The sequence below is a fragment of the Campylobacter sp. CNRCH_2014_2452 genome (genome assembly GCF_025772865.1).
GTDB classification, from domain to species: Bacteria; Campylobacterota; Campylobacteria; order Campylobacterales; family Campylobacteraceae; genus Campylobacter_D; species Campylobacter_D lari_D.
Genome location: NZ_JAKMSX010000017.1, coordinates 1 through 14,068 on the forward strand (window position 1 = coordinate 1; position 14,068 = coordinate 14,068).

At 27.7% G+C, this 14,068-nt stretch carries 20 protein-coding genes and 1 pseudogene; 11 read left to right on the forward strand and 10 right to left on the reverse strand.

From position 1 onward, the window contains the following. Positions 1 to 960, reverse strand: a 960-nt coding sequence (locus tag L8X38_RS08045; protein WP_263661737.1) for a DUF2920 family protein, incomplete at its 3' end; no start/stop codon positions are given. Between the two features lie 60 nt (positions 961 to 1,020). Here L8X38_RS08045 and L8X38_RS08050 point away from each other — a divergent pair. After that, entirely contained in the window at positions 1,021 to 1,254 is a 234-nt protein-coding gene (locus L8X38_RS08050; protein WP_133319959.1) for an acyl carrier protein, read from the forward strand. On the opposite strand, the gene L8X38_RS08560 is transcribed toward L8X38_RS08050, so the two are convergent. From L8X38_RS08560 to L8X38_RS08070, 5 genes and pseudogenes are all read right to left on the reverse strand, one after another. After that, on the reverse strand, positions 1,247 to 1,321 hold the full coding sequence (locus L8X38_RS08560) for a hypothetical protein (RefSeq protein ID WP_337195135.1): 75 nt from the start codon (positions 1,319 to 1,321) through the stop codon (positions 1,247 to 1,249). The two genes, L8X38_RS08050 and L8X38_RS08560, sit on opposite strands and share 8 nt — an antisense overlap. Positions 1,322 to 1,332: 11 nt before the next feature. Then, positions 1,333 to 1,458, reverse strand: coding sequence for a DUF2920 family protein (locus L8X38_RS08565; protein ID WP_412175447.1), 126 nt, complete (start codon positions 1,456 to 1,458; stop codon positions 1,333 to 1,335). An 8-nt stretch (positions 1,459 to 1,466) separates the two neighbouring features. Continuing rightward, a pseudogene (locus tag L8X38_RS08060) lies at positions 1,467 to 1,628 on the reverse strand (DUF2920 family protein); the annotation flags it as partial. 8 nt (positions 1,629 to 1,636) lie between these two features. Further along, positions 1,637 to 2,386 (reverse strand): hypothetical protein, encoded by a 750-nt coding sequence (locus L8X38_RS08065; RefSeq protein ID WP_263661738.1) that lies wholly within the window; start codon positions 2,384 to 2,386, stop codon positions 1,637 to 1,639. A 21-nt stretch (positions 2,387 to 2,407) separates the two neighbouring features. After that, entirely contained in the window at positions 2,408 to 3,649 is a 1,242-nt protein-coding gene (locus L8X38_RS08070; RefSeq protein ID WP_263661739.1) for a DUF2920 family protein, read from the reverse strand. 62 nt (positions 3,650 to 3,711) lie between these two features. Here L8X38_RS08070 and pseF point away from each other — a divergent pair, with 62 nt between their 5' ends. The 9 genes from pseF to pseH (L8X38_RS08115) are packed head-to-tail and all read left to right on the forward strand — an operon-like array spanning position 3,712 to position 9,600. Further along, positions 3,712 to 4,413, forward strand: a complete 702-nt coding sequence (gene pseF / locus L8X38_RS08075) for a pseudaminic acid cytidylyltransferase (RefSeq protein WP_263659988.1) — start codon at positions 3,712 to 3,714, stop codon at positions 4,411 to 4,413. Continuing rightward, entirely contained in the window at positions 4,404 to 5,090 is a 687-nt protein-coding gene (locus L8X38_RS08080) for a class I SAM-dependent methyltransferase (protein WP_263659987.1), read from the forward strand. The genes pseF and L8X38_RS08080 overlap by 10 nt, the downstream gene beginning before the upstream one ends. 2 nt (positions 5,091 to 5,092) lie before the next feature. Further along, positions 5,093 to 5,767, forward strand: coding sequence for a class I SAM-dependent methyltransferase (locus L8X38_RS08085; protein WP_258108337.1), 675 nt, complete (start codon positions 5,093 to 5,095; stop codon positions 5,765 to 5,767). Further along, the gene (locus tag L8X38_RS08090) at positions 5,764 to 6,477 is read left to right on the forward strand and encodes a WbqC family protein (RefSeq protein WP_263659986.1); all 714 of its coding nucleotides are present in this window, start codon (positions 5,764 to 5,766) and stop codon (positions 6,475 to 6,477) included. The genes L8X38_RS08085 and L8X38_RS08090 overlap by 4 nt, the downstream gene beginning before the upstream one ends. Then, positions 6,474 to 7,298: a UDP-2,4-diacetamido-2,4,6-trideoxy-beta-L-altropyranose hydrolase gene (pseG, locus tag L8X38_RS08095; RefSeq protein ID WP_263660812.1), complete on the forward strand. Its 825-nt coding sequence runs from the start codon at positions 6,474 to 6,476 to the stop codon at positions 7,296 to 7,298. The genes L8X38_RS08090 and pseG overlap by 4 nt, the downstream gene beginning before the upstream one ends. After that, positions 7,295 to 7,798 carry a UDP-4-amino-4,6-dideoxy-N-acetyl-beta-L-altrosamine N-acetyltransferase gene (gene pseH / locus L8X38_RS08100; protein WP_263661740.1) on the forward strand — a complete coding sequence of 168 codons (504 nt, stop codon included), beginning with the start codon at positions 7,295 to 7,297 and terminating at the stop codon, positions 7,796 to 7,798. Before pseG ends, pseH (L8X38_RS08100) begins: the two co-directional genes overlap by 4 nt. Further along, positions 7,795 to 8,481, forward strand: a complete 687-nt coding sequence (locus L8X38_RS08105; protein WP_258108356.1) for a methionyl-tRNA formyltransferase — start codon at positions 7,795 to 7,797, stop codon at positions 8,479 to 8,481. Before pseH (L8X38_RS08100) ends, L8X38_RS08105 begins: the two co-directional genes overlap by 4 nt. Beyond that, positions 8,471 to 9,139 carry a PIG-L deacetylase family protein gene (locus tag L8X38_RS08110; protein WP_258108357.1) on the forward strand — a complete coding sequence of 223 codons (669 nt, stop codon included), beginning with the start codon at positions 8,471 to 8,473 and terminating at the stop codon, positions 9,137 to 9,139. The genes L8X38_RS08105 and L8X38_RS08110 overlap by 11 nt, the downstream gene beginning before the upstream one ends. Further along, positions 9,136 to 9,600 (forward strand): UDP-4-amino-4,6-dideoxy-N-acetyl-beta-L-altrosamine N-acetyltransferase, encoded by a 465-nt coding sequence (gene pseH, locus L8X38_RS08115; RefSeq protein ID WP_263661741.1) that lies wholly within the window; start codon positions 9,136 to 9,138, stop codon positions 9,598 to 9,600. The genes L8X38_RS08110 and pseH (L8X38_RS08115) overlap by 4 nt, the downstream gene beginning before the upstream one ends. Here the strand turns inward: pseH (L8X38_RS08115) and L8X38_RS08120 are convergent. The 3 genes from L8X38_RS08120 to L8X38_RS08130 are packed head-to-tail and all read right to left on the reverse strand — an operon-like array spanning position 9,568 to position 12,051. Further along, on the reverse strand, positions 9,568 to 10,305 hold the full coding sequence (locus tag L8X38_RS08120; RefSeq protein WP_263661742.1) for a HisA/HisF-related TIM barrel protein: 738 nt from the start codon (positions 10,303 to 10,305) through the stop codon (positions 9,568 to 9,570). The two genes, pseH (L8X38_RS08115) and L8X38_RS08120, sit on opposite strands and share 33 nt — an antisense overlap. A gap of 1 nt (position 10,306) precedes the next feature. Further along, on the reverse strand, positions 10,307 to 10,918 hold the full coding sequence (gene hisH / locus L8X38_RS08125) for an imidazole glycerol phosphate synthase subunit HisH (RefSeq protein ID WP_263661743.1): 612 nt from the start codon (positions 10,916 to 10,918) through the stop codon (positions 10,307 to 10,309). Then, positions 10,915 to 12,051 carry an N-acetyl sugar amidotransferase gene (locus L8X38_RS08130; protein WP_133319970.1) on the reverse strand — a complete coding sequence of 379 codons (1,137 nt, stop codon included), beginning with the start codon at positions 12,049 to 12,051 and terminating at the stop codon, positions 10,915 to 10,917. The genes hisH and L8X38_RS08130 overlap by 4 nt, the downstream gene beginning before the upstream one ends. Positions 12,052 to 12,162: 111 nt before the next feature. Here L8X38_RS08130 and L8X38_RS08135 point away from each other — a divergent pair, with 111 nt between their 5' ends. Continuing rightward, positions 12,163 to 12,942, forward strand: a complete 780-nt coding sequence (locus L8X38_RS08135) for a sulfite exporter TauE/SafE family protein (RefSeq protein WP_133319971.1) — start codon at positions 12,163 to 12,165, stop codon at positions 12,940 to 12,942. Here L8X38_RS08135 and flhB read toward each other — a convergent pair. Continuing rightward, entirely contained in the window at positions 12,934 to 14,010 is a 1,077-nt protein-coding gene (flhB, locus tag L8X38_RS08140) for a flagellar biosynthesis protein FlhB (RefSeq protein WP_133319972.1), read from the reverse strand. The genes L8X38_RS08135 and flhB overlap by 9 nt on opposite strands. Between the last annotated feature and the right edge of the window lie 58 nt (positions 14,011 to 14,068).

The window sequence follows — 14,068 nt, forward strand, 5'->3', positions numbered from 1 at the left end:
ATATGTTTGAATTAATTGTATTTTATATTCTATTGGAGTTGCAGGATCTTTGGCGCTATGATAACTTGTATAAATAATATTTTTATTCTTTTGAGCTTGTAAGATCAAATGATCTTTATTAAGTAAAGCTCTAATTAAATAATTTTCATCAGCAAAATAATAAGGTGAGTTTGGGTTTTTGCGTGTCCAATATGATTTTAAAATACCATACAATATAACATTTGGAGTTTCTAAAACATGGTCATATCCGTTAATATCTCTTCCTATGATGTAATGTAAAGGTAATATTCCAGCACTAGAATTATCTATCACTCCATCTACATACCAAGGAGCTATTTTAGCGCACATTAGCGCTAAATAACCTCCATATGATCCTCCCCCGTAAATTTTAGGTAAAGATTTAAATTGAGGATAATTTTTTATTATATCTTTTAAGGCATTGATATGATCGATAGCAGGCATAATTCCATAATTATTATATTCATTATTAGGCGGGATAAAAGAGCGTGAAAGACTAACTTTATAATCTATATCTAATAACTTTTTTTCTTTTAAGCTACTAATAGTTTGATGCAAAAACTCATAATGAATTGATGCTGTTGAGCAATCTAATTTACTTGTTTGAATTTTGAAATTTTCTAAAATGTTTTTTAAGTGTACTAAATCTTCTTCTGTAAATGTAATAGCTGCACTATATTTTTCTACATCTGATCTCCTTTGACAAAAACAATGATACAAAACGCTTACAGCTACAACATTATATTTTTGAGCCAAAAACTTCCTATTAAAATCAACAAAAGTCATATGAGCATTAGCTCCATATCCACCTATGATAAAAACAATAGCTTCCATTTGCTTACTATCATCATAAGTAATTCTATATTCTAATTTACTTTCTCTTTTTATATTTAATTCTACATCATTACAAGAGTCTATAAAATAAGTTTGATTTATGAGCATGTTAAGCCTTATATTTGCATTTTTTAAGTATTATTATAACTAAAAAATAAGGAGCTAGATGTGAATATTAACTTTGAAGATATTCAAAAAATGTTTAATGCAATCAACAGAAGTGATATAAATGAAAATAGTCGTAATTTAGTGGATGATGATATTATTGATAGTATTGATATGATGAAATTAATACTTGAAATCGAAAAATTTATAGGAAAAAATTTAGATGCTAAATATATCACTCCGGATAATTTTGAGGATTTTTCTACAATTAAAAATATGCTTGAGGAAGTTATATAATCTCAAGCACAAATTTATCACTTTTATCTTTAAAAGTAAAAACTTTATCCTTACAAGGATAACTTATACTATCTTCTCTTAGAGTGAAATTTTATCCTTAAATTTTTCAAGCATTTTTGGTAATTCCCTGCCAAATAAAGCTTTAACTGTTATTCCACCTCCATGTGCGAGTTTTTTTATAAACTTACCATCAATTTCTTGTATATCTACAAATGAAAATTGGCATTAGAACCATACGCTCCTATGATAAAAACGATAGCTTTCATTTGCTTACTATCATCATAAGTAATTCTATATTCTAATTTACTTTCTCTTTTTATATTTAATTCTACATCATCACAAGAGTCTATAAAATAAGTTTCATTTTTAAGCATAATTTTCTCTAATCATTAAAATACTTTGTAAAATGCTCTTGATATCGCATTTCTAAATTATCATATATATCTTGAATTTTGTCAATAAATTTTTCATTTCTATATGCTTGCATAGTCATAGAATTAATCTCTTGAAAAGCAAAAAAATCAAATTTTTCTTCATGTGTTAATTCTTCAAGATAAATTACTTTTCCATAATGATCATAAGTATACTGCTTAAGAGTTTCTTCTACTACTTCAAGCACCTTAAACACAAATATCATTATAGGTTCCTTTCTTAATACCTGTGTGCTTTGCTCAAATTCCTTTAAAAACTCATCATTTTTTCTATGGGTTATAGTACAATAATGCTTTTGGGCATCTTTATAAAAAATATCAAATAACGCACAAGGTTTAACCCCTAAAAAATTTCCATCATAATCAACCTGAGGATAATAAGGATAAAGCTTGCATATCAAAGGTCTAAGACTATGAGGATTGCAAAGTCCATTTAAATCACATTTTGCAAAAAAAGCATTGATTTTTTTTCCATTTTTTAAAGTAAAGGTATTGACTTTTCCATTTTCTAAATATGTATTACCGGCTTGCTTTAGCGAAAGATATTCAACTTCAAGCATAGGTAATATCACCGCACTAGATTTATTAAATTTAAAATATTGTGCATGAATATTATGACAGCATCCGCCATTGCATGTTTTATAGCATTGTGGCGCAAAAATAAATTCTTTATCTTGTAATGAGTTAAAAAAATTTTTCATTTCTTTCCTTTCTTGCATCTTTTAGTTTAATTTTTGCACATCAAGTAATATTTGCTCATTTTCCTCTTTAAAAGTATATATTAAATCATCACACTTGTATGAGATTTCTTTTTTACAAGTTTTATCTTTTAAAGGCTCTTGTAAAATTTGTGGTAAGTGTTTTTTAATAAGTAGTTTCATAGGTATACCCATACCGTGAGTTAGATTTTTAATAAACTTACCATCTATTTGTTTTTCATCTACAACCTTTATAAATTCAACATCAAGTCCATGTTCTTTTAAGATATTAACATATTCTTCTTTTTCTTCTAATGGAGCATATTGATCAAATTTAGAATGATAAGTAATGTGTTTTGGATTTGGATATTTTGCTTGTGTGTTTATATGATCTTTATTTAGTGTTTCTCTAATGAGTTTTCTAGCAGGTGAAAAATAATAAGGGGATTGTTTGTTTGTAGTCCATAGTGTTTTTTCAGAAGCACAAAGTCTAATATTATTAAAATAGTGAAAAGTTCCGAAACAAAAATACTGAGTAAAATCAACTTCTTTTCCAAAACCTATATATCTCCAAGCATCTCCATCAAGCGTCACATGAGAAGAATTATCAATAATTGCATCTATAGTCCACGGAGCTATCTTTGCAGATAATATACCCATATAAGCACCATGTGAAACCCCTACTACAATGGTTTTTAAATCTTTATTTTTAAAAATATTCGCTTTTACATAAAGCAAAACATTAAGAATATCTATAGTCTGCATAATACCATAATTTTGATATTCATCATTTGTAAGTTTTAAGCTCACACTTAAATCTAAATAATAATCTCTATCAAAATCCCAAGCGTCTTTCTTTTTTTGAATTTCTTTGTTAAGATAATCCATAGCAGGATGAAATTCTTCAAAAATATTAAGTTTTGATATATCATAAGGAATTTCTATGTCAATAGCTTTTAAGCTTGCATCAAAAATAAGTTTATCAATATCATCTAAATACCATTGTGCTCCAGTTTGAGGACGATTACCTATACCATGATAATTTACACTCAAAACTGCTACATTATATTTTGATGCAAAATACTCCATATTAAATTTTAAAACAGGATCTCTTATATCAGCACCAAGTCCTTGAATGATACACATTATAGCTTGAATTTCTTTTGTATCATCATATATAAGTTGAAATTCTAATTTACTTTCTCTTTTTATATTTAATTCTACATCATCACAAGAGTCTATAAAATAAGTTTGATTTATGAGCATGTTAAGCCTTTTAAAATAAAAATTCAATTATACTTACTTTTTTATAAATTTAAAGAGAAATCATGAAAAATCTTTGTATTATCCCTGCACGCGGTGGTTCTAAGCGTATTCCTAGAAAAAATATTATTGATTTTTTGGGAAAACCATTGATTGCTTATAGCATAGAAAGTGCTTTAAATTCGGGTATTTTTGATGATGTAATTATTTCAAGTGATGATTATGAGATCATAGAAGTGGCTTTAAAGTATGGTGCTAAGGCTCCTTTTGTGCGTAAAAAAGAACTAAGTGATGATTATGCAAGTTCAACCGCTGTAATCCAAGATGCCATCATCACTCTAGAAAAACAAAGTAAAATCTATGAAAATGTGTGTTGCTTATACGCAACTGCTCCACTTATAGATGAGTTTATCTTAAAAGAAGCTTTTGAACAATTTAGTCAAGAAGAATGTAAATTTTTATTTTCAGCTTGCGAGTTTGAATATCCTATACAAAGAGGTTTTTACCTTGATGATCAAAATAAAGTTTATATGTTTGATGAGTCAAATTACGATAAACGCTCACAAGATCTTACTAAAGCTTACCATGATGGTGGTGCATTTTACTTTGGCAAAAAAGAAGCGTGGCTAGAAGAAGATTTTATGTTTAAATCTCATTCTAAAGCTTTTTTACTTCCAAGAAATAAAATTTGCGATATTGACACTTTTGAAGACTTAGAATTTGCTAAAATATTGTATCAATTCCATGAAAGAAACAAATGTTTATAAATAAAATCAAAGGTTTTAAATATCCTGATATGGAACTTGTAAGATGGTTTTTTAAAAACAAACTTGATGCTTTAAAAAATGCAAAAGTTTTAGAATTTGCTTCTCATAATGGCAATAATCTTTCTTTATTTGCAAATTATAATTATGCGTGTATCGGTGTAGAACTTAGCAAACAAAATCATGAAAACGCTATTTATAATTTTAAAGAAATTATGCATTATAAAAAGGCAAGTTTTTTTAATGAAAATATGCTTGATTTTGCTAAAAATCATCAAAATATAAATGCAGATGTATTTTTAATACCTAATGTTATTAATTACATTACTAAAGATGAATTTAAAAATTTACTACAAAGTGCAAAACAAAATAATCTTTATCAAGCAAATGGGGGGGGGTATGCTCACTTTTTCTTAAGAGCAAGAAGTATTAAAGATCATCGCTATGGGCTTGGAGAAAAATTAAAAAATGATAGTTTTATTTTAAGCTATGATGAATTTAGTGGCGAAAAAAATTGTCTTTGCACAGCATACCAAGAACATGAACTTGTGGAAATTTTAAAAGAAAATTTAAATTTATATGATTTTGAAGTTATCACAAGTGAAAATATTAATATAAAAAATAAAGTTTATATCAAAGATAGCGATATAATTATATATGGAAAAATCACTAAGGAGTAAAAATGTATTTAAAAAATTTAAAAGGCTTAAAATTTCCAGATTTAGCCGTGATTAAATTTTTTTTCAAACAAGGACTGCATCAAAAAAGCAACCAAAAAGTTTTAGAATTTGCCTGTTCTAATGGCAACAATCTCTCTTTATTTGCAAATTATGATTATGAGTGTATCGGAGTTGACTTAAGCAAAGAAAGTATCAGCAATGCTAATTATAACTTCAAAGAAATAATTCAATGTAAAAACTATCAGTTTTTTCATGATAATATCTTAGATTTTCCTTTAAAAAATCCAAATATTAATGCAGATATTTTTATGATTCCCAATGTGATTAACTATCTATTGAAAGAAGATTTTTTAAAATTATTAAAAATTTCTAAAGAAAATTCTATGTATAAAGAAAATGCTTTGTTTTTTTTAAGAACAAGAAGCATAAAAGATTATAGATATGGTTATGGAGAAAAAATAGCTCATAATTGTTTTAAAATCACAAATGATAATACTACAGGAGAGCTTGGATGTATTAATACTCTATATCAAGAATACGAACTTGTAGAAATTTTAAAAGAATATTTAAATTTATATGATTTTAAAGTGCTTACTTATGAAAATACCAATATCATGGGAGAAGATGAAAGATTAGTTAATGATAGCGATATTGTAATTTATGGAAAAATTAAGTGAAAATAGCTATCATGCAGCCAACCTTTAATCCATGGCTTGGCTATATATATATGATACAAAGTGTTGATACTTTTGTCTTTTTGGATAATGTGCAATTTGAACGCAGATCATGGCAAAATAGAAATAAAATTAAACTACAAGATAAAACCTTTTTATTGGGATTAAATTTACAAAAAGCGTCACAAAAAACATTACTTCAGGATATATTATTTGATAAAGATGATAAATGGAAAATTAAATTTTTAAAAACTATTCATCATGCTTACTCTAAAAGTATTAATTTTAATAAATACTACAATATCTTAGAAAAAGTCTTATTTAAACATACACATTTAGTACAATTTAACATGGAGCTAATCAGAATTTACTGCGAGCATTTGAGCATCAAAACACCCATTTTGCAAAGCTCTTCTTTAAATTTAAAAAATGAAAAAAAAGAAAAATTACTACTTGAAATTTGCCAAATACTAAAAGCTGATCATTACCTTTCCCCAGAAGGTTCAAAAAACTATCTTGAAAAAGAAACAGCAAAAGAAATTTTTAAAAATGCAAATATAAAAATTGAATATTTTGATTTTATCCATCCAACCTATACTCAATTGGGTGCAAATTTTATAGCTTATTTAGGAATTTTAGATTTTTTATTTAATGAAAAAGAGCCTTGTGCAAAATTTCAAGAATGTATCAAAATTAACGAGCATAATACATGAAAGTTCTTTTTAGAAGTGATAGTTCTAGCACCATAGGACACGGACATATCAAAAGAGATCTTTTGTTAGCTAAGCAATATCATGATGTATCTTTTGCATGTTTAGCTCTAGAAGGTTCTTTGATAGATGAAATTCCTTATCCTGTATATGAGCTAACAAGTGCTAGTGTATATGAGCTAATCAATCTCATCAAAAAAGAAAAATTTGATCTTTTGATTATTGATCATTATGAAATTACTGCAGATGATGAAAAACTCATCAAGCTAGAAACAGGGGTTAAAATTCTAAGTTTTGATGATGAGATAAAAGAACATTTTTGTGACATTTTACTAAATGTTAATGCTTATGCTAAAGAAAGTGATTATGAGAATTTAGTGCCAAAATATTGTGAATTAAGATGTGGTTTTTCCTATGCTCTAATACGCGATGAGTTTTATGAAGAAAGCAAGATAAAAAGAGAAAAAATTTATGATTATTTTATCTGTATAGGAGGAAGTGATCCAAAAAATATTTCCTTTGATATAGCAAACAAACTTAACAAAAACAAAACTATCATCATAGCTACTACAAAAGCAAATTCTCATCTAAACTCGCTTCGAAAATTAAGCCAAAAAAACCCTAATATACAAATTCTCATTGACCAATCTAATCTTGCAAGATTGATGAATGAAAGCAAAAAACTCATCATTAGCGCAAGTTCATTGGTAAATGAAGCTTTAATTTTAAAAGCAAATTTTAAAGCCATAGCTTATGCTAAAAATCAAGAAAAACTTGCAACATGGCTTGCTAAAAAAGGCTATGAAGTGGAGAATTTTATATGATAATTTTAAAAGATTTTATCCATTTGACTCAAGAAGAAATTAAGCTTGTTTTAAAATGGCGTAACGATGAAAGCATTGCTAAATTTATGAAAACGCAAAATATTAGCCTAGAAGTGCATTTAAACTTTTTATCTAGCTTAAAAACAAACGCAACTAAAAAATATTTTTTAGTATATGATGATAAAAATATCATAGGCGTGATTGATTTTATCAATATTACTAAACTTTCTTGTGAATTTGGGCTTTATGGTATAAAAAAAGGCGTAGGTGAGCTTTTAATGCAAGAAGTTAAAAACTATGCTTTCAATGTTTTAAAAGTTCAAACTTTAAACGCATGTGTTTTTAAAGAAAACACAAAAGCTTTGAATTTATATTTAAAACATGGTTTTGAAGTTATTAAAGAAGATAATAATTTTTATTTTGTAAATTTGTCTTTTGCATACATGGGGGGGGGTAACAACTTAAATATATTTAATCAAATATATGGAGTTGCAGTTTGAATATAATCATAGCAACTCTTAGAGAGCACAATATTAATAATTTTTATAAACTAAAAGAATTATATAAAACATATACTTTTTACCTCATAACAAAAAAAGACGATCTTACTTTAGAAAAAATAACAAAAATAAACCCAGATTATATATTCTTCCCGCATTGGTCTTTCTATATACCTCAAGAAATTTACAATAACTATCAATGTATTATTTTCCACCTTGGAAATTTACCATTTGGAAGAGGAGGTTCACCTTTACAAAATTTAATCATAAGAGGGGTATATAAAAGCAAAATTTGTGCTTTAAAAGCTTGTGATACATTAGATGGTGGAGAAATATATCTAAAACACAATATTAGTTTTAAAATTTCAAATGCACAACGAATTTATGAAAAAATCTCAAAAATCATATTCTTTAAACTAATACCAAGAATTTTACATACAAAAATCAACCCTCGCATACAAAAAGGGAAAGTAGTAATTTTCAAAAGAAGAACAAAAGAACAAAGTAATATCAATACACTCGAAAATCCAAATTTGATAAAAATATATGATTTTATACGCATGCTTGATGCCATTGATTATCCAAAAGCTTTTTTGGAATTTGAAAATATAAAAATGGTTTTTCAAAACGCAAAAAAACACAATAATAAAATAAAAGCAGAGGTAATATTTTATGAAAAATAACAAAATTTTAATTATAGCAGCTCACCCAGATGATGAAGTTTTAGGATGCTTTGGAACTATAGCAAAATATATTCAACAAGGATATGAAGCTTATACTTTAATACTTGGAGAAGGCAAAACAAGCAGAGAGATAAATAGTGAAAATGAACAAGAAATTTTAGAAGATGAGTTATTTAAAGCAAATAATCTTTTAGGCATTAAAAAAGTTTTTAGAAAGTTTTTTCCTGATAATGCTTTTGATAAAATACCATTATTAGAAATAGTCAAGAGTATAGAAGAAGTTAAAAATGAAATTAAACCAAATATAATTTTCACACATTATGAAAAAGATCTCAATATAGACCATCAAATTACATACAAAGCAACAATTACTGCTACAAGATCTCTACAAGAAGAAAGTGTTAAAGAAATTTATAGTTTTGAAATTCTTTCGAGTACAGAATGGAACTATCCATTAAGCTTTCAACCTGATGTATTTTTTGATATTAGTGAGACGCTTGATTTGAAGCTAAAAGCTATGTCTTTTTATCAATCAGAACTAAGAAATTATCCCCATCCAAGAAGCTTAGAGGGAATAAAAATAAATGCACAATACCAAGGAATGAGAGTTGGTCTTCAATATGCTGAAGTGTTTAAAAGTGTAAAGGTTATAAAGTGATTTTTTATAAAAATTTTACTAATCTTACAAAAGAAGAAAAAAAGGAAATTTTTTATATAAGAAATTCTCCAAATATCTCTAAATTTATGAAAACAAAAAATATAAATTATAAAAATCACTTAATATTTTTAAAAGAACTAAACAAAAACAAAAATAAAAAATATTTTTTGTTGATAAAAAATAACGAGAAACTGGGAGTAATATATTTTAATAATATCATAAAATTATCCTGTGAATTTGGGCTTTATGGTATAAAAAAAGGCGTAGGTGAGCTTTTAATGCAAGAAGTTAAAAACTATGCTTTCAATGTTTTAAAAGTTCAAACTTTAAACGCATATGTTTTCAAAGAAAATATAAAAGCTTTAAATTTATATTTAAAACATGGTTTTGAAGTTATTAAAGAAGATAATAATTTTTATTTTGTAAATTTAAACAATCCTCACGGGGATATCATTTTTTAAAAGCTCATTTTTAACATCATTTGGAGTATATTGACTAAAATGAAATATATAAGCACCAGCCAATGCATTTGCACCAAGTTGTATGGCTTTTACCCCATCTTGAGGCTTAGAAAGTCCTCCATTGATAATGAGTGGAATTTTTAATTTACCTTTGAAGTACTCTAGTAATTCCCAATCATACCCCAAAGAACTTCCTTCTTTATCAACACTTGTTAAAAGTATCTCCCCTGCTCCTAAAGATTCGTATTTTAATGCAAGTTCTAGCGGATCAATATCTAAAATTTCATTATTAAAAACTTTAAATTTATTTTTGTCTTTTTTTACATCAATCGAGCATACTACACAAGAGCTTCCAAAAGTATTTGCCACCTTTTTGACAAAATCTGGATCTTGCAAAGCCATAGAATTAATACTAATTTTATCAGCACCTATATCTAACACTTTTCTAATATCTTCTAAAGTTCTAATCCCACCTCCAATAGTTAAAGGCATAAAGCACTCATTAGCTATATCTTCTAAGCTTTCAAAATCTATAACACCATTTTTATTGATATCCAAAACTATAAGCTCATCAACATTTCTAGCATTATATATCCTAGCTGTGCTTATTACATGCCCTATAGTCCTAAAAGAAGAAAAATTGATACTTTTTACAAGCTGATGATCTTTTAATAACACGCAAGGTATAATTCTTGTTTTAAGCATACTAGGCCTTTAAATTTGCAAAATTTTCCAAAAGTTTCAAACCTACATTTTGGCTTTTTTCAGGGTGAAATTGCACAGCAAAAATATTATCTTTTTCAAAACTTGCACAAAAAGGTTTTTCGTACTCACAAAAAGAAGTTTCCACACTTTCTAAACACTCTACATAATAAGAATGCACAAAATAAAAATCACTTTTTTCTAAAATTCCATCAAATAGCTTGCTTTTTTTATCACTAAATTGTAAATCATCCCAACCACTATGCAATAATTTTTCTTTACTTAAATCAAATTTCAAAACCTTTGCTTTTATAAAATCAAGCCCTTCGCACTCTCCGCCCTCATATCCCTTACTAGCAAAAAGTTGCATACCAAGACAAATCCCCAAAATAGGCTTTTTATCTTTTAAAACACATTCTTTTAAAAGCTCATCTAGTGCAAGTTTTTTTAAATTTTCCATACCTTGTTTAAAAGATCCAACGCCTGGTAAAACTAATTTAGAGGCATTTTTTACATCTTCTTTTTTAGAACTTATAATCACTTCTTGATTAAGTTTTTCAAAAGCTTTCAAAACAGATTTAAAATTTCCAAGATGATAATCAACAATACAAATCATTTCAAAACAAACTCATCTTTTTTTATCAATGACCCATCACTATCTCTTAAAAATTTACCATTTTCATCGCGCTTAAATATCTTTTTATTAGTATAAGAATCTACAATTTTTTCAAATTCTTTTTCACTAAAACCACTAAATTCCAAATACTTCTTAATAGCCTTTTTAGGTGGCTTTCCATCATATTTATTTACAAGCCTCACGCCCTCTTCACGGCTAATATAGCCAAGTCTTATATCCAAACACGCATTATCCGTAGCTCTTCCAAAACCATATTTGCAGTATTTTAAATAATCATGCACATGATTTGAATAACAATCTAAATTTTCAAAATTCTCATAAGTAGTTTCAACTGGTTTTGTACTAGTTTTAAAGCCATTTTCTTTAGATATTTTTAAATTATACTTATAATCCCATTTAAAATAATATCCCAAAAATAACCCTGTAACTCCTACTCTTTGAAGCTCTTCATCACTTGGATAAGTATAAAAATATAAATCCTTTTCTCTAATACCATCAACACCAATCATATCAGAAATTCTATTACCCAAAAGTCCGCCAAATTCTTCAAGCCACTCTCTACCTAAAGTGTTTTTTTCTTTAGAACTAGCTGGCCCACCATACTCAATCTGCGGACTTTCTCCCCAAATAATCAAAGGAATACCAAAAGCAACAGCTACTTTTGGAACACATGTAAAAATCCCCAAATGGTTTTGCCATTCATTATCACCCGTTCTTATAAAAGCTTCGCGGGCCAATTTTTTATACACCAAAGGATTTCTTTTGATATGGATTAAATCAACACCAAGATTATTTAAATTTTTTAAATTCTTTTTACCTATTTTAGTAGGGATACTTGGTTCAAAACAAACACACAAAGGATTAAGTCCAAGTTCAAGACATTTTAAAACTTGAAAGGTAGAATCCTTACCACCACTTACTCCTATCACACAATCATACACAGGATGTTTTTTATATTTTTTAACGAGTTCTAGAAATTCTTTTTCACGCTCTTGCCAATTTATCTCATGATTTTTAGCTTCTTGCGAGCAACACGCATCACAAATTCCCTCATCATTAAAATGCAAATCAGGCTTAGTATCTGGCATAACGCATTTTTTACAAAATTTCATATTAACTCCAAAAAATCTTTATAATCATCATAAATCGACTATGATTATATTTTCTAAAGATAAATAAATTTTATTTTGTTACAATATTTTTTATTTAAAGGTTTATAAATTATGGATTTAACTTTACTTCCTTATATGATTATAGGAATTTTTTCAGGTATGGCTTCAGGGGTTTTTGGCATAGGTGGTGGTATGATTATCGTTCCTTTCATGCTTACTTTAGGACTTAGCTCTCATCATGCTGTTGCAATTTCTGTTGTACAAATGATTTTTGCTTCTATTTTTGGTTCCTATTTAAACTATAAAAAGAAAAATTTAATCTTAAAAGATGGACTTATCATAGGCTTTGGAGGCTTTTTAGGTGCGATGTTTAGCGGGCTTTTACTCTCGTATTTTTCAGATATAACCTTAACAAGTATTTTTCTATGCGTGAGTATTGTATTCTTTTTAAAATTTGCTTTTAATCAAAAAAGCACCATTGGAAACATTAACCACTCTAATATCTTAAAAAATTCTATTTTGCTAATTTGTGGCGTATTTACAGGAATTTTTGCTATATCTTTAGGAATTGGTGGTGGGCTTTTAATTACCCCTATTTTAGCTTATTTTTTAGGCTATGATACTAAAAAAGTAGTGCCACTTAGTTTATTTTTTGTAATATTTGCTTCAATTTCAGGAATTAGTTCTTTTGTATATAATGACATCATTGATAAAGAAGTGTTACAAAATGGAAGCTTAGTAGGATTTAGCTCTATGCTAGGAGTTTATCTTGGTATAAAAATCATGGAAAAAATCAATCTTAAATCCCACCGCATAGCACTTTTAGGTATTTACACCCTTTCTATAACTATGACCATTATAAGCTTAATTAAAAAGCTAAATTTATTTTAATCTATCGGCAAATTTTTGTCTATTGGAAGTATAGACAAAGCTTAAAACCTCTGCCACTGCTTTAAAAAGCTCTGGTGGAATAAGATCATTTACCTCGCAAGCTTTATAAAGTTCTCTAGCTAAAGGAGGATTTTCATAAATCATAACATTGTATTCATATGCCATATCTTTAATACGCAAAGCTAAAAAATCCACCCCCTTAGCTAAAACTTTTGGTGCAGCTTCTTTGGAACTATCATAACGCAAAGCAACTGCATAGTGGGTAGGGTTAGTAATCACAACATCAGCACTAGCAACATCTTGCACCATTCTACGCCTTGCTGCTTCCATTTGCAAACGACGAATTCTTCCTTTTACTAAAGGATCTCCCTCGCTTTGTTTAAATTCATCTTTAACCTCTTGCTTACTCATGCGTAAGTTTTTAAAGTATTGATACCTTACCAAAAGTACATCTAAAAGCCCTATAATCAAAAAAGCTATAATAACAATAGCTGCAAGTATAATAGCTTTATCCCTAAGCCATAAAAGTTGTGGATAAATCGTATAAAGTTCTACTCTAGGAAGTTCTTTCATAAATTGCAATAAAAAAACAAAAGCTATACCAAATACAACACCGACTTTAAGTATAATTTTCAAAGCTTCAATAATCTTTTTTAAAGAAAAAAGATTTTTAAGCCCGTTAATAGGATTAATTTTATTAAAATTTGGAGTAATGGGCTTAGTAGTAAAAATAAAACCAAACTGCATTAGATTTCCAAGCACACCCGCTACCATAATTACTAAAGTAATGGGCAATACCATAATAAACATCTCTATCATAGTTTTTATAATGATTTTTTGTAAAATCTTTAAATCAATTTCAATGCCTATAAAACTTTGATAAAAACGATATAAACCGCTAATTCTCTCACCTATAAAAGGCATCATAAACAACACCACAACCACAGCTATAATAAGTACAGCCACAGCAGATGCATCTTGGCTTTTTGGGACATTTCCTTCTTGTCGCGCATCTTCTATTTTCTTGGATGTGGGTTCTTCTGTTTTCTCTTGATCATCAGCAGCCATAAAAAAACCTTTAAAAAATTTAAAGCAAGATTATAGCATTTTATCAAGTATCTGCTAA